The 20,534-nt window shown below is 46.5% G+C and carries 23 protein-coding genes; 13 read left to right on the forward strand and 10 right to left on the reverse strand.

Features of this window, described 5'->3' with window-relative positions:
* Positions 1-28: 28 nt before the first annotated feature.
* The 3 genes from ACHZES_RS18990 to ACHZES_RS19000 are packed head-to-tail and all read right to left on the reverse strand — an operon-like array spanning position 29 to position 2,451.
* Positions 29-607, reverse strand: a complete 579-nt coding sequence (locus ACHZES_RS18990; protein ID WP_038278617.1) for an ATP-binding cassette domain-containing protein — start codon at positions 605-607, stop codon at positions 29-31.
* A 3-nt stretch (positions 608-610) separates the two neighbouring features.
* Positions 611-1,354: an ABC transporter permease gene (locus tag ACHZES_RS18995; protein ID WP_395546251.1), complete on the reverse strand. Its 744-nt coding sequence runs from the start codon at positions 1,352-1,354 to the stop codon at positions 611-613.
* A 32-nt stretch (positions 1,355-1,386) separates the two neighbouring features.
* A complete protein-coding gene (locus ACHZES_RS19000) occupies positions 1,387-2,451 on the reverse strand; it encodes an ABC transporter substrate-binding protein (protein WP_154522780.1) in 1,065 nt (354 codons plus the stop codon).
* A gap of 325 nt (positions 2,452-2,776) precedes the next feature.
* Here ACHZES_RS19000 and ACHZES_RS19005 point away from each other — a divergent pair, with 325 nt between their 5' ends.
* The 6 genes from ACHZES_RS19005 (at position 2,777) to ACHZES_RS19030 (ending at position 10,145) form a co-directional block, all read left to right on the forward strand.
* Positions 2,777-3,607 carry a purine-nucleoside phosphorylase gene (locus ACHZES_RS19005; RefSeq protein WP_154522783.1) on the forward strand — a complete coding sequence of 277 codons (831 nt, stop codon included), beginning with the start codon at positions 2,777-2,779 and terminating at the stop codon, positions 3,605-3,607.
* A gap of 16 nt (positions 3,608-3,623) precedes the next feature.
* Positions 3,624-5,375 carry an adenine deaminase gene (gene ade, locus ACHZES_RS19010; protein ID WP_395546252.1) on the forward strand — a complete coding sequence of 584 codons (1,752 nt, stop codon included), beginning with the start codon at positions 3,624-3,626 and terminating at the stop codon, positions 5,373-5,375.
* A 109-nt stretch (positions 5,376-5,484) separates the two neighbouring features.
* Positions 5,485-5,724, forward strand: coding sequence for a (2Fe-2S) ferredoxin domain-containing protein (locus tag ACHZES_RS19015; RefSeq protein ID WP_038278606.1), 240 nt, complete (start codon positions 5,485-5,487; stop codon positions 5,722-5,724).
* A gap of 2 nt (positions 5,725-5,726) precedes the next feature.
* Positions 5,727-7,457 (forward strand): [Fe-Fe] hydrogenase large subunit C-terminal domain-containing protein, encoded by a 1,731-nt coding sequence (locus ACHZES_RS19020; protein WP_395546253.1) that lies wholly within the window; start codon positions 5,727-5,729, stop codon positions 7,455-7,457.
* The gene (locus ACHZES_RS19025) at positions 7,457-8,638 is read left to right on the forward strand and encodes a SpoIIE family protein phosphatase (RefSeq protein ID WP_154522789.1); all 1,182 of its coding nucleotides are present in this window, start codon (positions 7,457-7,459) and stop codon (positions 8,636-8,638) included. Before ACHZES_RS19020 ends, ACHZES_RS19025 begins: the two co-directional genes overlap by 1 nt.
* Positions 8,639-8,693: 55 nt before the next feature.
* The gene (locus ACHZES_RS19030; RefSeq protein ID WP_089995257.1) at positions 8,694-10,145 is read left to right on the forward strand and encodes a 4Fe-4S dicluster domain-containing protein; all 1,452 of its coding nucleotides are present in this window, start codon (positions 8,694-8,696) and stop codon (positions 10,143-10,145) included.
* 54 nt (positions 10,146-10,199) lie between these two features.
* Here the strand turns inward: ACHZES_RS19030 and ACHZES_RS19035 are convergent, their stop codons facing one another.
* Both ACHZES_RS19035 and ACHZES_RS19040 read right to left on the reverse strand, forming a co-directional pair.
* On the reverse strand, positions 10,200-10,445 hold the full coding sequence (locus ACHZES_RS19035) for a spore coat protein (protein WP_038278596.1): 246 nt from the start codon (positions 10,443-10,445) through the stop codon (positions 10,200-10,202).
* A 13-nt stretch (positions 10,446-10,458) separates the two neighbouring features.
* Positions 10,459-10,632 carry a hypothetical protein gene (locus ACHZES_RS19040; protein WP_166429699.1) on the reverse strand — a complete coding sequence of 58 codons (174 nt, stop codon included), beginning with the start codon at positions 10,630-10,632 and terminating at the stop codon, positions 10,459-10,461.
* A 110-nt stretch (positions 10,633-10,742) separates the two neighbouring features.
* Here ACHZES_RS19040 and ACHZES_RS19045 point away from each other — a divergent pair, with 110 nt between their 5' ends.
* Positions 10,743-10,871, forward strand: a complete 129-nt coding sequence (locus ACHZES_RS19045; protein ID WP_278245560.1) for a hypothetical protein — start codon at positions 10,743-10,745, stop codon at positions 10,869-10,871.
* 16 nt (positions 10,872-10,887) lie between these two features.
* Positions 10,888-11,727: a sugar phosphate isomerase/epimerase family protein gene (locus ACHZES_RS19050; RefSeq protein WP_395546255.1), complete on the forward strand. Its 840-nt coding sequence runs from the start codon at positions 10,888-10,890 to the stop codon at positions 11,725-11,727.
* A 137-nt stretch (positions 11,728-11,864) separates the two neighbouring features.
* Here the strand turns inward: ACHZES_RS19050 and ACHZES_RS19055 are convergent, their stop codons facing one another.
* The 5 genes from ACHZES_RS19055 to ACHZES_RS19075 are packed head-to-tail and all read right to left on the reverse strand — an operon-like array spanning position 11,865 to position 16,898.
* A complete protein-coding gene (locus ACHZES_RS19055) occupies positions 11,865-13,610 on the reverse strand; it encodes an NADH-dependent [FeFe] hydrogenase, group A6 (RefSeq protein ID WP_395546256.1) in 1,746 nt (581 codons plus the stop codon).
* 17 nt (positions 13,611-13,627) lie between these two features.
* Positions 13,628-15,415, reverse strand: a complete 1,788-nt coding sequence (gene nuoF, locus ACHZES_RS19060; RefSeq protein WP_154522795.1) for an NADH-quinone oxidoreductase subunit NuoF — start codon at positions 15,413-15,415, stop codon at positions 13,628-13,630.
* Positions 15,416-15,427: 12 nt separating this feature from the next.
* Positions 15,428-15,805 (reverse strand): ferredoxin, encoded by a 378-nt coding sequence (locus ACHZES_RS19065; RefSeq protein ID WP_038278585.1) that lies wholly within the window; start codon positions 15,803-15,805, stop codon positions 15,428-15,430.
* Between the two features lie 34 nt (positions 15,806-15,839).
* Positions 15,840-16,397 (reverse strand): ATP-binding protein, encoded by a 558-nt coding sequence (locus tag ACHZES_RS19070; RefSeq protein WP_154522798.1) that lies wholly within the window; start codon positions 16,395-16,397, stop codon positions 15,840-15,842.
* Positions 16,398-16,403: 6 nt separating this feature from the next.
* Entirely contained in the window at positions 16,404-16,898 is a 495-nt protein-coding gene (locus tag ACHZES_RS19075) for an NAD(P)H-dependent oxidoreductase subunit E (protein WP_038278583.1), read from the reverse strand.
* Between the two features lie 235 nt (positions 16,899-17,133).
* On the opposite strand from ACHZES_RS19075, the gene ACHZES_RS19080 reads away from it, so the two are divergent.
* The 5 genes from ACHZES_RS19080 to ACHZES_RS19100 all read left to right on the forward strand — a co-directional run bounded on the left by ACHZES_RS19080 (position 17,134) and on the right by ACHZES_RS19100 (position 20,419).
* Positions 17,134-17,481 carry a DRTGG domain-containing protein gene (locus tag ACHZES_RS19080; protein ID WP_038278581.1) on the forward strand — a complete coding sequence of 116 codons (348 nt, stop codon included), beginning with the start codon at positions 17,134-17,136 and terminating at the stop codon, positions 17,479-17,481.
* Positions 17,481-17,903: an ATP-binding protein gene (locus ACHZES_RS19085; RefSeq protein ID WP_089995274.1), complete on the forward strand. Its 423-nt coding sequence runs from the start codon at positions 17,481-17,483 to the stop codon at positions 17,901-17,903. The genes ACHZES_RS19080 and ACHZES_RS19085 overlap by 1 nt, the downstream gene beginning before the upstream one ends.
* 78 nt (positions 17,904-17,981) lie before the next feature.
* Positions 17,982-19,394, forward strand: coding sequence for a [Fe-Fe] hydrogenase large subunit C-terminal domain-containing protein (locus tag ACHZES_RS19090; RefSeq protein ID WP_038278575.1), 1,413 nt, complete (start codon positions 17,982-17,984; stop codon positions 19,392-19,394).
* Positions 19,372-19,722, forward strand: a complete 351-nt coding sequence (locus tag ACHZES_RS19095) for a DRTGG domain protein (RefSeq protein ID WP_038278573.1) — start codon at positions 19,372-19,374, stop codon at positions 19,720-19,722. Before ACHZES_RS19090 ends, ACHZES_RS19095 begins: the two co-directional genes overlap by 23 nt.
* On the forward strand, positions 19,703-20,419 hold the full coding sequence (locus tag ACHZES_RS19100; protein WP_038278571.1) for a PHP domain-containing protein: 717 nt from the start codon (positions 19,703-19,705) through the stop codon (positions 20,417-20,419). Before ACHZES_RS19095 ends, ACHZES_RS19100 begins: the two co-directional genes overlap by 20 nt.
* The last annotated feature ends 115 nt before the right edge of the window (positions 20,420-20,534 follow it).

Raw genomic sequence — 20,534 nt, forward strand, 5'->3', positions numbered from 1 at the left:
AGCAGAATATCTGCTTTTGCCCCTGTTTTTACAGGTTTATAAGGGTGCCGTTAAGAAGTGCCACATCCTCTTCCTGGTGGGTGCTTATGATGACCAGCTTGCCACGGGTCTTTTTTTTGATGTATTGAATTACGGTTCGTTTTGTGTTCTCATCAAGACCGGTAAAGGGCTCATCCATTAAAATCATGTCACAAGGGATCGACAAGGCTCTTACAATGGCAACCCTGCGCTTCATTCCGCCGCTTAAGGTGGACACGGGACGGGATAAGGCCTCTTCCGGAAGCAGCCTTAAAAGCTCTTCTTTGGCCTGTTTCCTGCTTCGGGAGGAACGGCCGGGAATTACCATGGTAATGTTGTCGACCGGGGTAAATGACTCACACAGACGGTTCTCCTGAAACACGGCGGAGGCTCTTTGGCCTTTCAGTCCTTCCATGGAGCCGGAGTCGGCCTCTTCAAGTCCAAGTAGGATCCGGAAGAATGTTGTTTTCCCGGAACCTGAGGATCCCATGAGACAGTAGACCTGGCCGGAATGAAGGGAAAGATTTAACTGCGTGAATACGTTAAGCGTTCCAAAGGATTTGGACAGTTGATTTACCTTTAGTTCCATGGATCAAACCTCCTGTGCAAGGCTTAAAAGCCATAAAAAGAATTTTTCAAAAAGGGCGCTGATTACGATAATAACCAGAGTCCAGGCAAAAAGGTCCGCCGTACTTAAATAAATTTTTGCCATATAGAGTTTTTCACCGATGGAATGGCTTGGGACTCCGATTACCTCAGCGGCAACCCCGGATTTCCAGCCCATGCCCAGAGCCACCCTGCAGCCGCTTATGAGGTAGGGGCGAAGGGCGGGGCGGTAAATATAAAGGAGCTTCTTTTTGCCTTGCATGCGGAAAACCCGGGCCATTTCCAAAAGCTTTGGATCGGTGCTCATAAATCCAGCTATGGTATTTATGTAAATGATGGGGAATACCACAAGAAAGGCAATAAAAACGGACAAATTTTCAGAACCTACCCAGATCAGGGCCAGTATAACAAAGGAAGCTACCGGAACCGACTTAATCAGGGATATAAGCGGTTCCAGCAAATCCTTTAAAAGGGGGAAACGCCATGCGGCTCCCCCAGCCAGGATTCCTGACCCAAAGGCCAGAAGGAATCCCAGGCTTATCTTTCCAAAGGAGAGGGCAATGGTTTTCCAGAAGTCGGCCATGGCCGACTGAACCCATAAAGCCCGGATTACCTCCAAAGGGCCAACCAGTATGATGCTGTTATGCACGGACAGGCTTATTGCCTGCCATGCAAGGAGCCAGAGAAAGATGATACCGGCCTTTTTAGCCGGGAGGGCTGTTGGTTTCATAATGGGAATCTCCTTACAAAGCGTTACCTTATTTATGGCATATAGTAGAAATCATCAGCTGGCAGCGTACCGCCTACGGAAGATGGTTCCATATCGAAAAGAACTTTTAAATATCCGCTTAACAGAGATTTCATCCGGTCCCCGTCTACATAGGTGATACTGCAGTATGGGATGGCTTTTTCTGCAACCGGGGCTTTTTCAATAATTCCGGCAGCAGCCACCAGGGCCGCGGTTTCTGCTACATTGGCATTGGCAAATTCAGCGGATTCCTTATGTTCCGCTAAAAAGGTATTAATGGCGTCCCCATGATCTTTGATTACGTCATTCCGGCAGATGGTAACTCCGGTTACCAGACTGCCGCCGTTTTCACCGGCTGTGGCATCCCACTCCTTAGTTAAGTCAAGAACCATTTTTAAGGAGTCATTCTGAGCCATGGCAGCTGTTACAAATGGCTGGGGAAGAAGGCCCACTGCATCAGGCTTTTCCTTTAGGATAGAAACGACCTCAGCGGCTTCAGATTTATATTCCAGGGTTACGTCGTCAGAAGTTAAACCGCTGGCTTTAAGCACATGCTGAAGGGCATAGTCCGGTGTGGTTCCTTTGCCGGTTAAGTAAACGGTCTTTCCCTTTAAGTCTGCGGCTGTTTTAATGGAATCATCGGCGGATACCCCGTAAAGAACACCAAGGGTGTTAATATCCAGAACGGTCACCTCATGATTGGTTTTATTGTAAATAATAGAGGCCATATTGGCTGGAACAAGTGCGACATCAAGTTCTTTGCTTACAATTTTTCCAAGAAGCTCGTCGGCAGCGGTTACCATGGTAAAATCATAGGAACCTTTTGCATTGCCTTTTTCAGACTGGTCCATCAGCTTAACAAGGCCCATGGAGGTAGGCCCTTTTAACGAACCGATCTTTAGTGTATAGTTGTCGGCAGGTTTTTGAGCTTCAGATGTCTCTTTTGCTGTCTCAGAGGTGGATTCCGTTTCAGAAGCAGAAGTTGTTGCCTGGGTGCTTTCGGCGCCGCCCTTTGCACAGCCGGAGAGTACGGCAGCCGTTACGGCAAACGCCATCAATAGGGATAATGTTTTTTTCATAATAATCCTCGCTTTCTGTCCGTACCTGTTATGGTTCCTTTTTCTTTACGTCCATCAAAAAAATCCCACACCAACAGGCATGGGATTTCCGGTTTACGTATTCTCCTCGCCTTCGCCGTCAGGGATCCTTCCGGGTTAGTACGAACACCTTCAGTATATCATTATTCCCCCATATTTGTCAAAATATAGATACAGATATATAAGCAAATGTGGTATACTGTATATACCTTTGTCCAACAAGTCTGACGGGATTGTGGAACACCCTGCGGGTATACCTTTACGTCCAGAAAGCATGGACATAAACATTGAAAGGAGAAAATGGTATATGAATGAAGTATATGCAAAGCTTAAGAATTGTTTGGAAAGTGTGCGGGAGAAGACTGACTTTGTCCCGGAAATAGCGCTGATCCTGGGGTCCGGCCTTGGGGAATATGCAGAGGAGATAAAGGTAGAGGCCTCCATTGATTATAAAGACATTGAAGGATTTCCGATCTCAACGGTGGCAGGCCATAAAGGAAGATTTGTATTCGGATATGTTAACGATGTTCCGGTGGTCATCATGCAGGGACGGGTTCATTTCTATGAGGGATATCCAATGACCGATGTGGTGCTTCCTGCCAGACTCATGGGCCTTATGGGCGCGAAGGTTTTGTTTCTGACCAATGCTTGCGGCGGTGTAAATAAGGAGTTTAAGCCAGGGGATTTCATGCTCTTAAGGGATCATATTGCAAGCTTTGTTCCGTCTCCGTTAATTGGGGCAAATTTAGAAGAGCTGGGACCCAGATTCCCGGATATGAGTGATGTTTACAGCAGAGAGCTTCAGCAGATCATCAGAGAGGCAGCAGGAGAAGAAGAGATCGGCCTTAGAGAGGGTATTTACATGCAGCTTTCCGGCCCGGCATATGAATCTCCGGCAGAAGTTCAAATGTGCCGCATTCTGGGAGCTGATGCGGTAGGAATGAGCACAGCTTGTGAAGCGGTTGCGGCAAACCACATGGGGATGAAGGTTTGCGGCATTTCCTGTATTACCAATATGGCCTGCGGCATTACGGACCAGCCATTAAGCCATGGAGAGGTACAAGAGACAGCAGATAGGGTTGCACCTTTGTTTAAAAGGCTGATAACGGCTTCTATCACCAAAATCGCGGGCAAATAAAAGGAGGAGTTTTCTTATGGATCGGATGTTAGCAGAACGGGTTTTGGCAGCATCAGGGGCGAAAAAGGCGTCCCTGGTGCTAAAGAATGCCAGGGTGGTCAATGTCTTTACGGCTGAACTGGAAAATGGAGATATTGCCATCGAGGATGGTTACATAGTAGGAGTGGGAGAATATGAGGGACAGACAGAGATCGAGCTGGGGGGCTCGGTTGTTTGTCCTGGACTGATTGACGGTCATATTCACCTGGAAAGCTCCATGGTTGCTCCGGGAGAGTTTGAGCGTTCTGTGGTGCCTCATGGGACTCAGGCGGTCATTACGGATCCTCACGAGATTGCCAATGTGGCAGGTGCGGAAGGAATCCGGTTTATGATGGAGCGGACTAAGGGACTTACCCTTGACGTATATTTTATGCTCCCTTCCTGTGTACCGGCAACAGGCCTTGATGAATCGGGGGCTGTTCTGGCGGCTGAGAATCTTTCACCGCTCTATGAAGAGGAACGGGTGCTGGGCCTTGCGGAGCTTATGAACTCCTACGGAACCGTAAGGGCAGACAGAGGGATCCTTGATAAGGTAGAGGAGGCCAGGAACAGAAATCTTCTGATCGACGGTCATGCTCCCGGTCTTTCCGGTAAGGAATTAAATGCCTATGTGACCGCTGGAGTGCAGTCGGACCATGAATGCTCCGATTGGGAAGAGGCCGTGGAAAAGCTTAAAAGAGGCCAGTGGATCATGATCCGGGAGGGTACGGCAGCCAGGAATTTAAATGCTCTCATGCCTCTGTTTAAAGAGCCTTATTATCACCGCTGCATGCTGGTCACCGATGATAAGCATCCGGGGGATTTAATCCGGCTGGGTCATTTGGACTATATTATAAAAAAGGCAATTAGCCTGGGAGCTGATCCGGTTCAAGCTGTCATGATGGCATCCTTTCATCCGGCCCAATTTTTTGGACTTCGGGATGTAGGAGCCGTTGCACCGGGATATAAGGCAAACTTCATTGTTGTTTCCGATCTCAATGAATTTGAGGTAAAACAAGTATATAAAAACGGAAAGCTGGTAGCGGAAAACGGAGCAATGAAGGAGGAAATTCTTGCGGCTGAACAGCGAAGTGTGGAAACGCCTGTCAGAGTGGGCGATTCCTTCCATTTAGACGAGATTCATCCGGAAGATTTCCATATAAAGAAAAAAGGCAATACCATCCGGGTACTTTGTCTCACTCCCGGAGAGCTGACTACCAAATCCCTTTTGGCTCCATGGGTAGAAAAGGAAGGGGTCGCTCCCGGCGTCAGCTTAGAGCAGGACATTGTGAAAATGGCAGTGCTGGAACGCCATCACAATACCGGTCATATGGGACTTGGCTTTTTAGGCGGGTATGGCTTAAAACGGGGAGCAGTGGCCACCAGCATTGCCCACGATTCCCATAACCTGATTGTTGCGGGAACCAATGATGAAGATATGGCTCTTGCTACCAACATCGTGAGGAAGAACCGGGGAGGCCTGGCAGTCGTAGCGGAAGGGAAGCTTTTGGGAGAGCTGCCTCTTCCTATCGCAGGACTTATGAGTGAAGAGCCGGCTGAGTGGGTGGATGAAAGGCTTGAGGAGTTAAAAACCCAGACAAGAAGCCTTGGAATTGGGGACAGCATCGATCCTTTCATGACCCTTGCCTTTGCAAGCCTTCCGGTTATTCCGGAGCTGAGGCTGAATACATATGGCCTTATTGATGTAGAGAAGCAGGAGATTGTGGAGACAATTATTTCCTGTATGTGAAAAAGAACAGGAAATCGGTAAAAAAAGATTGATAGAAATATAACGATGTGCGATAATATTTCAAAAGGGCAATCAAATGTAAGGTACAAAATTTGGAGGGAGAATATTCATGAGAGTAACAATATGTATAGGGAGCGCATGCCATTTAAAGGGTTCCAGAGATATCATCGCACAGCTGCAGACCCTTGTGAAGGAAAACCATCTGGAGGATAAGGTGGATTTAAACGGGTCATTTTGCTGCGGTGATTGTGTAAATGGCGTCTGTGTGACCGTGGAGGGTCAATTATACTCGTTAAAACCAGAAGATACAAAGGAGTTTTTTGACAAAGAGATCATGGGGAGGCTGTAATCATGGGGATCATTGATTTCAAGGCTACTAAATGCAAACATTGCTATAAATGTATTCGTAATTGCGAAGTCAAAGCTGTCATGATTAAAGATGAGCGGGCTGAAATTATGCCGGATAAGTGCATTTTATGCGGTAAATGCATGCAGGTATGTCCACAGTCGGCAAAAACTCTCATAAGTGATCTGGATCTGGTGAAGAGTTACATTGACGCAGGGATCCGGACGGTTATTTCCCTGGCACCGTCTTATATGGGACTGTTAAACTATAAGACCATCGGCCAGGTTAACGGTGCACTGCGGAAGCTGGGATTTTATGACGTAAGGGAGACTTCGGAGGGAGCGGCAGTTGTAACAGCGGAATATGCCAGGCTTTTGAGTGAAGGGAAGATGGAGAATATCATCACCACCTGCTGCCCCAGCGTCAATGATTTGATAGAGATTTATTACCCCCAGCTGATTCCATATATGGCTCCTGTGGTATCTCCTATGATTGCCCATGGAAAGATGTTAAAAAAAGAACTGGGACCTGAGGTAAAGGTGGTTTTCCTTGGACCGTGCATTGCTAAGAAAAAGGAGGCCGGAGACCCTCGCCATGATGGCTATATTGATGCTGTCCTGAATTTCAATGATATTTCCAGGTGGCTTTCTGAAGAGGAAATCACCATTGAAGATTGCGAGGATGTCCCATTTGCAAGCGACCCCAAAGTCAACCGCCTTTATCCGGTTACCAATGGAGTGGTAAATTCTGTTCTGGCCACGGAAGAGGAGCGGGATGGATATCGGAAGTTTTATGTTCATGGATGCCTTAACTGTATGGATTTGTGCGAAAGCATGCTGCGGGGAGGCATTAAGGGCTGTTTTATTGAGATGAATATGTGCTCCGGCGGCTGCATCAAGGGTCCCACCGTAGAGGACGAGAACGTATCCAGATTCAAGATCAAGCTGGATATGGAGGAAACCATTGAAAAGGAACCGGTGCCAAAAGAGGCGCTGGCCCCTGTTATGGAGCGTATCTCCTTTCGAAAGCTGTTCCTGGACCGCGCTCCTAAAGATGTTATGCCTACGGAAGCACAGATCCAGGAAATATTAAAAATGACCGGAAAGACCAGGCCGGAGGATGAATTAAACTGCGGCGCCTGTGGTTATTCCACCTGCCGGGAAAAGGCTATAGCCGTTTTTCAGAAAAAGGCAGAGCTTAATATGTGCATTCCATTTATGCATGAAAAATCAGAATCATTATCCAATCTCGTGATGCAGACCTCTCCCAATATTGTTCTTATTGTGGATAAAGATATGAAAATTTTAGAGTATTCTGCTGTGGGAGAAAAATATTTCGGGAAAACCAGGCAGGAAGCTTTAACCATGTATTTATATGAACTCATTGATCCTTCGGATTTCCAGTGGGTTTATAATTCTCACCAAAAGATCCATGGAAAAAAGGTGACTTATGGGGAATACCATATTTCTACTCTGCAAAATATTCTATACATTGAAAAAGAAGATGTGGTATTAGCTACCTTCATCGATATTACCAAAGAAGAAGAACAGGCAATGCAGGACTACGAAAGGAAACTGGAAACCATTGCCCTGGCGCAGAAGGTCATTCACAAGCAGATGATGGTGGCTCAGGAAATTGCCGGTCTCTTAGGGGAAACTACAGCGGAGACCAAGACTACCTTAACAAAGCTTTGCAAATCCTTATTGGATGAGGGAAGTGAAAGTGAGGTTAAGTGATGGGAGTTACCGTAGATGTTGCATACACAAGTCTGAATAAATTCAAAGAAGTTTTATGCGGAGATAAGGTTGAACTTTTGCAGACTGAGGATTCCAATATTATGATTCTTGCCGACGGGATGGGCAGCGGGGTAAAGGCCAATATTCTGGCAACCATGACCTCCAAGATTCTTGGAACCATGTTCCTAAACGGTGCGACCCTGGAAGAGTGTGTGGAAACCATTGTGGAGACCCTTCCGGTATGCCAGGTGCGTCAAGTGGCTTATTCGACCTTCAGCATCCTTCAGGTGTTTCATGACGGTGAAGCTTATCTGGTGGAATTTGATAATCCCGGCTGTATCTTCATCAGGGATGGGAACCTTGTTTCCATACCCCGAAATGTCAGGGTCATCCGGGATAAAAAGATCAATGAGTACCGTTTTAAAGTGAAAAAGGGAGATGCGCTGATTCTCATGAGTGACGGGACCATCCATGCAGGAGTGGGGAAACTTCTGAATTTTGGCTGGTTGTGGGAGGATGTCGCTTCCTATGCAGTGAAGCAGTACCGTCTGACCATATCCGCAGCTCGTCTAGCTACTACATTGACCGGTGCCTGTGATGAACTGTATCAGCACCGTCCCGGCGATGATACCACGGTTGCCGTTATGAGGATCATTGACCGCAAGCCGGTGCATTTGATGACAGGCCCACCCAAAAAGCCAGAGGACGACTGCGTTATGGTGAATGACTTCCTGTCAGGAGATGATACCGCTAAGAAAGTCGTCTGCGGAGGGACCAGTGCCAATATTGTTTCCAGGGTGACTGAAAAGGAGCTGTCGGTTTCCTTAAATTACGATGATCCGGACATTCCGCCAATCGCTTATATTGAAGGAATTGAGCTGGTTACGGAAGGTGTTTTGACTTTAAATAAAGTACTGAAGCTTTTAAGGCGTTATGTGAAGAATGAATCTGTCACAGAGGAGTTTTTCCTGGAGCTGGATAAGCCAAACGGTGCTTCCATGGTAGCGAAGATGATCATTGAGGATTGTACGGAGCTACAATTATACGTGGGAATGGCCATTAACAGCGCTTATCAGAATCCTGGCCTGCCCTTTGATTTGGGGATCCGCCAGAATCTTGTGGAGCAGTTAAAGCATGTAGTGGAAGAAATGGGGAAAAGGGTTACGGTAACCTATTATTGAATTTGGATAGATATTCACACAGCCACGAAACGTGGAAGTTCTAAGGAGGAAAAATATGGCAACAAATGATGCGACATTACTTCGCATAAAGCATCAGGTTTTAAATGAAGTGGCGAAACTTGCATGGGAGGGTAAACTGGAAGAGAAGAGAAATGAGATACCTTATAATATCATTCCAGGTCCCAAGGCCCAGTTCCGCTGCTGCATTTACAGGGAACGGGAAATCATCAGAGAGAGAATCCGCTTAGCGGAAGGTCTCTGCCCCAGCGGAAGGGATACCAAGAACGTGGTCCAGGTAATCAGCTCTGCCTGTGAAGACTGTCCCATCGCCCGGTATGTGGTAACCGATAACTGCCAGCTGTGTATGGGTAAGGCGTGCCAGAGTTCCTGTAATTTTGGTGCCATCAGCATGGGACGTGATCGTGCCTATATTGATCCTGATAAATGCAAGGAATGCGGAAAGTGTTCCCAGGCATGTCCTTATAACGCCATTGCAGATCTGACACGTCCATGTAAGAAAAGCTGTCCTGTGGATGCCATCACCATGGATGAAAACGGCATTGTAGTTATTGACGAGAGCAAATGCATTCAGTGCGGAGCCTGCATTCATGGCTGTCCCTTTGGTGCGATTGATTCCAAGACATTCCTGGTGGATGTCATTAACCTTATTAATGCCGGGAAACGGGTGGTTGCTATGGTCGCTCCGGCTACGGAAGGCCAGTATGGTCCGGAAATCACCATGGCAAGCTGGAGAACTGCTTTAAAGAAAATCGGTTTCCAGGATATGATCGAGGTTGCCTTAGGCGGCGATTTAACCGCTGCCGCTGAAGCAGCGGAATGGGCGGAAGCTTATAAAGAGGGCAGAAAGATGACTACATCCTGCTGTCCGGCATTTGTGAATATGATTAAACAGCATTATCCTATGCTCCTTGAGAATATGTCCACTACCGTATCCCCTATGTGCGCTGTATCCAGGATGCTGAAAGAAAAGGACCCGGAGACAATCACCGTATTCATAGGACCGTGTATTGCAAAGAAAAGCGAAACTCTGGACTTAAATATTAAGGACAATGCAGACTATGCCCTGACCCTTGGAGAAATTCAGGCAATGATGGCATCAAAGGGTGTAGAGCTTGAGCCGGAAGAAAACACCTACCAGGCAGGATCTGTATTTGGTAAGCGTTTTGGTAATGGCGGCGGTGTGACTGCAGCTGTTTTAGAATGTTTAAAAGAGTCTGGAGAAAGTACGGATATCGAAGTCCTTAAATGCAATGGGGCGGCTGAGTGCAAGAAGGCTCTGATGCTTCTTAAGATTGGCAGGCTTCCTGGGGACTTCATAGAAGGAATGGCATGTGTGGGTGGCTGTGTAGGCGGCCCCAGCAGGCATAAGAGTGAGAATGAAGCAAAGAAAGCCCGTGATTTGCTGATCAAACAGGCGGATGGAAGAGAAGTTCATGAGAACTTACGGAACCAGGGCCTTGAAGAAGTGGCAATGCACAGACATTAACAAAAAGGCTATGGATGCTCCCCTTTTTATTGGGAACATCCATAGCTTTTTTATTTACATTCCTGCGAACTGGCTTTTAACTTTCGTAAGTTTCTGCTGTTCTGCCTGATCTGTAGTGTACCATCCCTTTGCGGACATTTTCTTGTAGATATCGCCCTGCATGCACAGGCTGTCGCTTAGTGCGGTATCAAATGCCTGATGTACGTTCATCGTAGGGGATTCGATGGTTCCATGCAGGTATAAGTCACACACACCTTTTGTGGTGTGGAGCAGGTTTTCCATAATACACTTGTCATCCATATGTGATTCCTCCTTACACTAAGTTGTAGAAGCTGTCAAAAATCTGCTGGTGCTTCTGCATAAGCTGCTGCGCACAAGCTTTTAATTCAGGATCCTGTAGATTCTGCGCTGCTTGCTGGCATTGGGTTTTCAAAAATTGCTCATGGCCAAGAGCATCTTCGATATAAGTTAATTCCTTTGGGCTCATATAATATTCCCTCCATTGTTATACTATCTTTCGAAGTGATTTCCCGGAAGACAGTATTAATATGGACGTTTTATGGAAATCCATGCATAACGGCGGAAATAATTGCTGCCATGGCAATTACTTCTTTTGTTTTTGAATGGAATGACTTTATGGCCGCTTATTTATTTAAGTACGACCGAGAAACAGACGATACAACTTATAATAAGGCTCTTATTGCTACCAGCGGTCTGAAGGGCTAGAAGAAGGGAGAGAAACATGAAATATTCCGTATTTACCGTAGAGCTTCCGGATATGACGATAGAGGAAGCTCTCAAAAAAATGAAAGAGTATGGCTATGACGGTGTGGATTTCAGAGTAACGGAAATAAAAGAGGAGTTTGCCAAGGAGCCGCCGTCTTACTGGAAAAACAATTACTGCACCGTGGATATAAACACGGTGGAAGAAAAGGCGGAGGAATTGAAGGCTCTGGCGGACAAATACGGCTTAGAAGTCAATGCGCTTGCTTCTTATCTTACATGTACGGATGACATTGATAAAATTACCTCCGTTATGAGGGCTGCAAAAAAGATGGGAGCTGGGAGGATCCGTGTGAATGCCCCCAAATATGACCCTGAAAAGGGCTATAAGCAGGTGTTTGAAGAAGCGCTCCAGGGCTTTCGGAGAGTAGAAGAAAAAGCAAAGGAAACAGGAATAAAAGCGCACTTTGAAATGCACCACGGAACAATTACTCCTTCCGCATCTGCGGCATACGCACTTGCTAAAAACTTTGATCCAAACTACATAGGCGTTATCTATGATACAGGAAATATCATATACGAAGGCCTGGAAGAATATCAGATGGCTCTGGAAATTCTGGGGGACTACTTGGACCTTGTTCATATTAAAAATGCCTGTTGGCTGAAAAAGGGAGAGAAATACGGAGCAGACTGGGCGTCCTTTTCCGATGGGTATGCGGATTTTCCTAAATTTTTTAAAGCTTTAGAAGCAGTAGGCTATGATGGTTATGTGACTTTTGAGGATTTTTCAGGCAAGGAAAGCTCGGATGAGAAACTTAAAAACAATATTATTTTCATAAAAGAGATCGTCGGCCAATAAATCCAAATTAAGAATAAAGCCCTTTCGGCGGAATGGACCGGAGTAAGGTATAAAAAATGAGCTTTGATAATGGTTTAAAGACCATTCAAAGCTCATTTTTATACATTCATTTGCAGAAGTTCTTTTTATACAACAGTTTAGATTTCGTTGATTCTTCTCTTTACGTAGGTTGTATGAAGCAGGTGATGAGCCTTTTCACTTCCTGGCTCTCCAAGGTAGGTCTCGTACAATTCTTTGATTGCAGGATTCTCGTGAGACTTACGAATGGTCTTGGCAGCATCTTCATCATAAAGAACCTTGGCACGCAGGGCCCGGATATCCGTTGTATTGTGTACAAAGCCAGGCTGCTGAGGCTGGCCGCCGCCGTTTACACATCCGCCGGGGCATCCCATGATTTCGATAAAGTGATAATTTGCCTCTCCGGATTTTACCCGGTTAAGGAGTTCTCTTGCATTGCCGAGGCCGGAGGCTACTGCAACATTTACATCCATATCGTCTACACGGTAGGTAGCTTCCTTAATTCCCTCTGTTCCACGAACATCGGCGAAGTCAGGTCTTTCAAGCTCTTCTCCGGTCAGGGTTTCTACAGCAGTTCTTAAGGCTGCTTCCATAACACCGCCGGTGGCTCCGAAGATAACTGCTGCTCCGGTACCAAGGCCTAAAGGTGTGTCAAATTCTTCGTCAGGAAGCTCTGTGAACCGGATTCCTGCCTGCTTGATCATTCTAGCCAGCTCTCTGGTGGTCATGGAATAATCTACGTCAGGAGAACCGTTGGCATCCTGGTCATCTCTTCCGATTTCGAATTTCTTAGCGGTACATGGCATTACGCTGACGGATACAATATCCTCAGGTTTCAGTCCCATCTTTTCTGCGTAGTAGGATTTAGCAATGGCGCCAAACATCTGCTGCGGAGATTTACAGGAGGATAAATTCTCTGTCATATCCGGGAAGTAGTGCTCACAGTATTTGATCCATCCTGGAGAACAGGAGGTGATCATCGGAAGAACGCCGCCGTTTTGTACACGGTCAATGAATTCATGTGCTTCTTCCATAATGGTTAAATCGGCGCTGAAGTTGGTATCAAATACCTTGTCAAAGCCCAGTCTTCTTAATGCGGCAACCATCTGGCCTTCCACATTGGTTCCGATGGAATAACCGAATTCTTCTCCAAGGGCTGCACGTACAGCAGGAGCGGTCTGAATGATCACATGCTTTGACCGGTCTGCAATGGCAGCAGCCACTTCGTCAATGCTGCTCTTCTCATAGAGAGCGCCTGTAGGACAGACAGCAATACACTGGCCGCAGGATACACAGCTCGTTTCACCCAGTCCCATGTCAAAAGCGGAACCGATAATGGTAGCAAATCCACGCTCATTAGGACCGATTACGCCGATTCCCTGAACCTTTTCACAGACTGCAGAACAGCGGCGGCACAGGATGCATTTGCTGTTGTCACGTACCATATGAGCTGCACTTTCATCAGGGGTAGAAGGTGTTTTTGCTCCATCGTAATAATCATCCACATCAACGCCCAGTTCCTTACATAAGGTCTGTAATTCGCAGTTTCCGCTGCGGACACAGGAGAGACAGGAACGGTCGTGATTGGAAAGGATCAGCTGAAGTGTTTTCTTTCTGTAGTCACGAAGCTTCGGTGTATTGGTCCATACTTCCATGCCCGGATTGATGGGGTATACGCAGGAAGCAGCTAATTTGCCGCCGTTAATCTCAACGGTACAGATACGGCAGGCAGCGATTTCATTCATATCTTTTAAAAAGCATAAAGTCGGTATCTCAACATGGGCCAGTCTGGCAGCTTCCAGGATGGTGGAGCCTGCTGGAGCGCTTACGTCCATGCCATTGATTTTTATTGTGATATTCTCCATGATCCAATTTCCCTCCATTATTTCTTGTAAACAGCGTCAAACTTACATTTCTCCATACATACGCCGCACTTGATACACTTCTCAGGATCAATGACATGTGGGTTCTTAACGGAACCGGAGATCGCGTTAACCGGACAATTTCTTGCACAAAGGGTACAGCCCTTACATTTCTCTGCATCAATGTGGTAGGAGAGAAGCGCTTTGCACACACCGGACGGACATGTCTTATCGATAATATGGGCATTGTATTCGTCGCGGAAGAACTTAAGGGTTGACAGAACCGGGTTTGGTGCTGTCTGGCCAAGGCCGCAGGCTGAGTTTTCTTTTACGTAGTAGCACAGCTCTTCCAGACGGTCTAAATCTTCCAGCTTTGCCTGTCCCTTGGTGATCTTATCGAGAATCTCAAGCATACGCTTTGTTCCGATCCGGCATGGGGTACATTTTCCGCAGGATTCTTCAACGGTGAATTCAAGGAAGAATTTTGCAATATCGACCATACAGTCAGTTTCATCCATAACGATCAGACCGCCGGAACCCATCATGGAGCCGATTGCAATTAAGTTGTCGTAATCAATAGGAATATCGTAATGTTCTACAGGGATACAGCCGCCGGATGGTCCGCCGGTTTGAGCAGCCTTGAACTTCTTGCCGTTTGGAATGCCGCCGCCGATTTCTTCGATGATCTCACGGAGAGTAGTTCCCATAGGAACTTCTACCAGTCCTGTGTTATGGATCTTTCCGCCTAAAGCGAATACCTTTGTTCCCTTGGATTTCTCAGTACCCATGGAAGCAAACCATTCGGATCCGTGTAAGATGATCTGTGGAATATTTGCATAAGTTTCAACATTATTTAAAATGGTTGGTTTGCCGAATAAACCTTTCTGAGCCGGGAACGGAGGACGTGGTCTTGGTTCTCCACGGTTGCCTTCGATGGAAACCATAAGGGCGGTCTCTTCGCCGCATACGAATGCACCGGCACCTAAACGAAGGTCAATGTTAAAGGAGAATCCGGATCCAAAGATATCATCTCCTAAAAGCTCCATCTCTTTGGCCTGGTTAATAGCGATCTTTAAACGCTGCACGGCGATGGGATACTCAGCGCGTACGTAGATGTAACCCTGGGAAGCGCCGATGGCATAGCCGGCAATGGTCATGGCCTCCAAAAGAGCATGAGGATCACCCTCTAATACGGAACGGTCCATGAATGCGCCTGGGTCGCCTTCGTCTGCATTACAACAGACATACTTCTGATCTGCGTCGTTTTGCTTAGCCAGTTTCCATTTGAGGCCGGTGGGGAAGCCTGCGCCGCCTCGTCCTCTTAAGCCGCTGTCTAAGAGAGTCTGGATTACATCGTCGGGAGTCATCTCGGTAAGAACCTTACCTAGAGCCTGATATCCGCCGGTACCAATGTATTCTTCAATTTCTTCCGGGTTGATGACACCACAGTTGCGCAAAGCGATTCTGTGCTGTTTTTTATAGAAATCTGTATCACTTAAGGCCTTGATGCCTGCCGGAGTTACAGTCTCATCATAAAGTAGTCTTTCCACCGGACGTCCTTTTAATAAGTGTTCGGTTACGATTTCAGTAATATCATCTTCCTTTACCATTGCATAGAAGGTGGCATCCGGGTAAATGATCATGATCGGGCCTAATGCACAAAGGCCGTGGCATCCGGTCTGTACAACGGATACTTCCTGGTCCAGACCCTGATTCTTTAACTCATCTCTTAATTTAACCATAATCTGCTGGCTTCCAGAGGAAGTACATCCTGTGCCGCCGCAAACTAATACATGTGAACGATACATCCTGTTTCCTCCTTATTTGATGTCAGCTGAAGCTAACGTATAGTTTTGAACAATGTGGCCACCCAGTAAATGCTCTTTATAAACTTCTTCTGCTTTTTCCGGGGTCATATTGATATAAGTAATTTTTTCTTTACCGGGTTCCAGAATTTCAACGATCGGTTCATACTGACATAAGCCGATGCATCCGGTCTGGGTAACAGAAAAACGATCCGTCATATTGTTTTCCTGAACCAGGTTTGATAATGTATTAAGAACAGGTCTAGCACCGCTGGCAATTCCGCATGTAGCCATGCCGACCAGAATGCGGGTACGTCCGTGATCTTCACCACGCATACTGACTTGACCCTGCATCTTTTCCCGAATTGCTTTTAATTCTTCAAGAGTCTTCATGTTATTCCTCCAATTCAACTTTGATCCGACGGGCCTATATGGCCGCGCCTCCATCTGTTTCCAATTTGTTTTCACTGAGATATTCCTTTATATAAGCCGATACCTCCGGAGTATCAAAGGGGATATCCCCTAAAATTTCGCGGAAAGCTCTGGTATCCAGCTCAAATGACGCTTGATTGTAACGATAGATATAGAGAAAATCTGTGTCTGGATGGCAGGTGATAAGGGTTTCTATGGTACTGTTTATATCACCAAGTGGCATACGGTCGATATGGGATAGTCCGAAAACAGCGGTTACTACCGTGCCGGTACCCAACTCTGACTCAATGGAAAAACTTCCGCCTGTGCTTTCCGCCGCATATTTAAAAAACGGAACGCCAAGGCCCACTTTTCTGGTTCCTCTTGTGGTAAAAAAAGGATCGGTCACTTGAAGTGCCTGCTCCTTTGTCATGCCGCAGCCGTTGTCCTCAATGGTGACAATCAGTTTGTCTGCAGCTGTTTCGACGGAAACAAGAATGGTAACCAGGGTAGCCCCTGCCCGTGTGGAGTTTTCCGCCACGTCCAGGATATTTAAAGAAATCTCTGTCATCATAATTTTCTATTCGTACTTTGCAAGAATGTCATGAATATCGTTTGTGGTCAGCCTACCGTAAACATCCCCGTTCACCATCATGACGGGAGCCAGTCCGCAGGCACCTACGCAGCGGCAGGAATCAAGGGAGAACTTTCCATCCGGTGTACACTCGCCGTTGGTAATCCCAAGGATTTCCTCAAGCTTATGGAAGATGTCTCCGGAACCCTTTACATAGCAAGCAGTTCCTAGACAGACAGATATCTGGTACTTGCCCTTTGGCTGAAGTGCAAACTGGGCATAAAAAGTTGCAACACCATAAATTTTCTCAAGCGGGATACCCGTTTCGTCAGAAATCATGGTCTGGACTTCGATTGGAAGATAGCCATAAATCTCCTGTGCCTTTTGCATGATCGGCATGAGAGATCCTTTTGTGTCTTTGAGCAGGGCGATTGCTTCCTTTAAAGCAGCTTCCTGCTCCTTGGTCCCGTTAAACTGGACGCCTTGTGTTTTACAAGCCATTTTATAACCTCCTTATATGTTGCTTATGCAATGTAACTGATATTTTATCATGTTATGAATGAAAAATCTATAGTTTCGGCAACATTCGATAAAAAAATAACAATCCTTCCGTGGAATCTTTCTATACCTGGCGACCAATTTATGTTATAATGGTCAATAATGATATGAATTGTTTGAATAGTGCGAATCAATGGACCCAAAAGGCATGGTAAGAAGAGGAAAGGGGAGCGTCAATATGACAGTAAGGGATGTAAGAGATAAACTGGGGGCCAAGGTGCTGGCAGGAGAGAATCATCTGGATGAGGAGGTAAGGAGTGCCTGCGGATCTGATATGATGAGTGATGTGCTGGCATTTTCCAAAGATCATTCGGTCCTTCTTACGGGACTTTGCAATCCTCAGGTGATCCGTACAGCAGAGATGCTTGACATTGTCTGTATCGTATTTGTCAGAGGCAAGAAGCCGGATGAGTCCATGCTTTTGATGGCGGAGGAGCGAGGAATCATTATCCTTTCCACCGGACATCGTATGTTCTCGGCCTGCGGCCTGCTTTATGAGGCAGGACTTCACGGAGGTGCGATTTGATGACGGATATGATAACGTTTCACTACAGGATTTCACCTGATGATTTTACAAGAGCAGGAGAAGCCAGCAGTGATGTGAAAAGCAAGCTGAAAAAGATGGGGGTCACCCCGGAAGCGGTGCGCAAGGTGGCCATTGCCATGTATGAAGGGGAGATCAACATGGTGATCCACGCGCAAGGGGGAGAGATAACCGTTAACATAACGACGGACCGGATCGAGATGATCCTGGCTGATGTGGGCCCAGGAATACCAGATGTTGGTCTGGCTATGCAGGCAGGATATTCTACTGCGCCGGATGCAGTGCGTTCCCTGGGCTTTGGAGCTGGAATGGGGCTTCCGAATATGAAAAAATATTCGGACGAGATGGAGATCGATACAGTAATAGGAAAAGGAACGACCATTCATATGATGGTTAATATATAAGATGCTTCTTCTTCTAAAGAAATGGTGCTAAGGCATAGGTAAGTGGAATACGGGTTTACATGGAAATGAGGTAAAAAGGTGGATAAATTTTATCATTCGGTAAGGCTTGATGAAGAGCTTTGCATGGGGTGTATCAATTGCATCAAACGGTGCCCTACTCAGGCCATCAGGGTGAGAAACGGTAAGGCACAGATCAACAGTAAATTCTGCATTGACTGCGGGGAGTGCATCCGGGTATGCCCTCACCATGCAAAACATGCCACATATGACAAGCTGGAGGCTTTAAAACAGTATGAATATACGGTAGCATTGCCGCCGCCATCCCTATACAGCCAGTTTAACAATCTGGATGATGTGAATATTGTCTTAAATGCTCTTCTTATGATGGGGTTTGATGATGTATTTGAAGTAAGCGCGGCGGCGGAACTGGTAAGCGAGGCTACCAGGGAATATTTAAGCGAAAATCCGGACAAACTTCCGGCCATCAGCACCGCCTGCCCTTCCGTGGTACGGCTCATAAGGGTCAAGTTCCCAAACCTGATCCCAAACCTCCTGCCATTAAATCCTCCGGTGGAGGTAGCTGCCATCCTTGCAGCCCAAAAAGCAATGGAAAAAACCGGACTTGATAGGGATAAGATCGGGATCATTTTCATTTCCCCCTGTCCGTCCAAGGTGACCTATGTGAAATCTCCACTGGGCACGGAACATAGTGAAGTGAATAAGGTACTTGCCATAAAGGATTTATATCCCCGGCTTTTAACCTGTATGAAGGCAGTTGGAGATGATCCGCCGGAAATTGGGACTTCGGGCAAAATCGGAGTCAGCTGGGGGCGCAGCGGAGGAGAGGCAAGCGGCCTGTTTACCGAGGATTACCTGGCAGCAGATGGCATTGAAAATGTCATAAGGGTCCTGGAGGATATGGAGGACCAGAAATTCACGAACTTAAAATTTGTGGAACTAAGCGCCTGCAACGGAGGCTGCGTAGGCGGTGTGCTCACGGTAGAAAACCCATATGTCGCGGAGGTAAAGCTGAAACGGCTTCGAAAGTATATGCCTGTGGCAAGGAGCCATATGCAGGCAGGGGCTGAGGAACTGGTAAAGTGGACCAAGGAGGTTCACTATGAGCCGGTATTTAATTTAGGTGAAACTATGATGGAAAGCTTTGCAAGGCTTAATCAGGTGGAACGGCTTTTAAAGAAACTTCCTGGCTTAGATTGCGGTTCCTGCGGTGCACCTACCTGCAAAGCCCTGGCCGAGGACATTGTGCGGGGAGAAGCGGTGGAATCGGACTGTGTTTATTTCCTCAGGGACAATGTGCATAAGCTGGCGGAGGAAGTTTCCAGGCTGGCCTCTGATATCGTGGAAGGCGACAGAGACAGCTATGAGAAATTTAAGGTCATGACAAAATATATCGAGAGAATTTCTGATGAAATGACTCAGCTTGACAGAAAAGAAGGGAGGAAGCGCAATGACAGTAAAGGAACTGATTGACAGTAATTTATTTGAAGTAATAAATATAGGCGAAGCACTTGACCGTGAGATCAAAAAGCCGTTTTGCTGTGATTTATTAAGCATTGCTATGGGAAGAGCAGCAGAGGGGTGCGCATGGGTAACGGTGATGGGAAATGTAAATACCCTTGCGGTAGCTTCACTTGCCGATGCTGCCTGTGTGGTCATGGCAGAAGGAACTGCTCTTGACGAAGCGGCTGTGAAAAAGGCGGCGGACCAGGAGATCACGGTTTTAAAAACAGAGCTGCCCATCTTTGAGGCTGCCCTGTTGATCTATCAAAGGCTTCCCCATGATGAACTTAACCTATGATCTTCACATCCATTCCTGCTTATCACCGTGCGGGGATGATGATATGACTCCGGCAAATATTGTTGGGATGGCTGCCTTAAAAGGGCTTGACGTGATTGCGGTAACGGATCACAATTCCTGTAAAAATTGTCCGGCTGTGTTACATTTTGCAAAGGAATATGGGATTGTTGCCTTGCCGGGTATGGAAGTCTGTACATCGGAGGAAGTGCATGCGGTATGCCTGTTTTCTGACCTTGATAAGGCTATGGCGTTTGATGAATATGTGTATGATCGGTTGATGGCATTTCCAAATAAGGAGGAAATATTTGGAAAGCAGCAGATATATAATAAGGAAGATGTCCTCTGCGGAACCGTGCCTAATCTTCTTATTAACAGCGTGGAAATTTCTTTTGACCAGTTATGGGACTTAGTCCGGTCCTATGGAGGCGCCATGTTTCCGGCCCATATCGACAAGTCTGCCAACAGCCTTCTCTCAAACTTAGGCTTTATTCCTCCAGACAGTCAGTTTGCGACGGCGGAGGTAAAGGACCTTACAAAGCTTCATGAACTTAAGAAAAAGAACCCTTATCTGGAGGGATGCCGGATCATCAGCAATTCCGATGCTCATTATTTGGAGGACATTCATGAGCCAAGGTTAACGATCGAAGCAGAGGAAAAAAGCATGGATGCAGTGGTCCGCGCGCTTCTGTACCGATAGACTTTTTTATTAAGTTTGGAAATTTTCTTCCAATTTTCTCCTATTTCCTGTATAGTAGTGGTTAGTAACAGGAAAAAACCCTACAGGTAGTATATCTGTATGTCCGGAAAGCACG

The sequence above is a fragment of the Lacrimispora sanguinis genome (assembly GCF_044987295.1).
In the GTDB taxonomy this organism is placed as follows: domain Bacteria; phylum Bacillota; class Clostridia; order Lachnospirales; family Lachnospiraceae; genus Lacrimispora; species Lacrimispora celerecrescens_B.

Bases quoted from the DNA above. Each gene is read 5' to 3' on its own strand.
- ACHZES_RS19075 (WP_038278583.1), bottom strand. From the start codon at position 16,898: ATGGCTTGTAAAACACAAGGCGTCCAGTTTAACGGGACCAAGGAGCAG.
- nuoF (WP_154522795.1), bottom strand. From the start codon at position 15,415: ATGTATCGTTCACATGTATTAGTTTGCGGCGGCACAGGATGTACTTCC.
- ACHZES_RS19030 (WP_089995257.1), top strand. From the start codon at position 8,694: ATGGCAACAAATGATGCGACATTACTTCGCATAAAGCATCAGGTTTTA.
- ACHZES_RS19085 (WP_089995274.1), top strand. From the start codon at position 17,481: ATGACGGATATGATAACGTTTCACTACAGGATTTCACCTGATGATTTT.
- ACHZES_RS19045 (WP_278245560.1), top strand. From the start codon at position 10,743: ATGGCAATTACTTCTTTTGTTTTTGAATGGAATGACTTTATGGCCGCT.
- ACHZES_RS18995 (WP_395546251.1), bottom strand. From the start codon at position 1,354: ATGAAACCAACAGCCCTCCCGGCTAAAAAGGCCGGTATCATCTTTCTC.
- ACHZES_RS19100 (WP_038278571.1), top strand. From the start codon at position 19,703: ATGATGAACTTAACCTATGATCTTCACATCCATTCCTGCTTATCACCG.
- ACHZES_RS19040 (WP_166429699.1), bottom strand. From the start codon at position 10,632: ATGAGCCCAAAGGAATTAACTTATATCGAAGATGCTCTTGGCCATGAG.
- ACHZES_RS19095 (WP_038278573.1), top strand. From the start codon at position 19,372: ATGACAGTAAAGGAACTGATTGACAGTAATTTATTTGAAGTAATAAAT.
- ACHZES_RS19000 (WP_154522780.1), bottom strand. From the start codon at position 2,451: ATGAAAAAAACATTATCCCTATTGATGGCGTTTGCCGTAACGGCTGCC.
- ACHZES_RS19015 (WP_038278606.1), top strand. From the start codon at position 5,485: ATGAGAGTAACAATATGTATAGGGAGCGCATGCCATTTAAAGGGTTCC.
- ACHZES_RS19050 (WP_395546255.1), top strand. From the start codon at position 10,888: ATGAAATATTCCGTATTTACCGTAGAGCTTCCGGATATGACGATAGAG.
- ACHZES_RS19055 (WP_395546256.1), bottom strand. From the start codon at position 13,610: ATGGAGAATATCACAATAAAAATCAATGGCATGGACGTAAGCGCTCCA.
- ACHZES_RS19035 (WP_038278596.1), bottom strand. From the start codon at position 10,445: ATGGATGACAAGTGTATTATGGAAAACCTGCTCCACACCACAAAAGGT.
- ACHZES_RS19080 (WP_038278581.1), top strand. From the start codon at position 17,134: ATGACAGTAAGGGATGTAAGAGATAAACTGGGGGCCAAGGTGCTGGCA.
- ACHZES_RS19070 (WP_154522798.1), bottom strand. From the start codon at position 16,397: ATGATGACAGAGATTTCTTTAAATATCCTGGACGTGGCGGAAAACTCC.
- ade (WP_395546252.1), top strand. From the start codon at position 3,624: ATGGATCGGATGTTAGCAGAACGGGTTTTGGCAGCATCAGGGGCGAAA.
- ACHZES_RS18990 (WP_038278617.1), bottom strand. From the start codon at position 607: ATGGAACTAAAGGTAAATCAACTGTCCAAATCCTTTGGAACGCTTAAC.
- ACHZES_RS19020 (WP_395546253.1), top strand. From the start codon at position 5,727: ATGGGGATCATTGATTTCAAGGCTACTAAATGCAAACATTGCTATAAA.
- ACHZES_RS19065 (WP_038278585.1), bottom strand. From the start codon at position 15,805: ATGAAGACTCTTGAAGAATTAAAAGCAATTCGGGAAAAGATGCAGGGT.
- ACHZES_RS19025 (WP_154522789.1), top strand. From the start codon at position 7,457: ATGGGAGTTACCGTAGATGTTGCATACACAAGTCTGAATAAATTCAAA.
- ACHZES_RS19005 (WP_154522783.1), top strand. From the start codon at position 2,777: ATGAATGAAGTATATGCAAAGCTTAAGAATTGTTTGGAAAGTGTGCGG.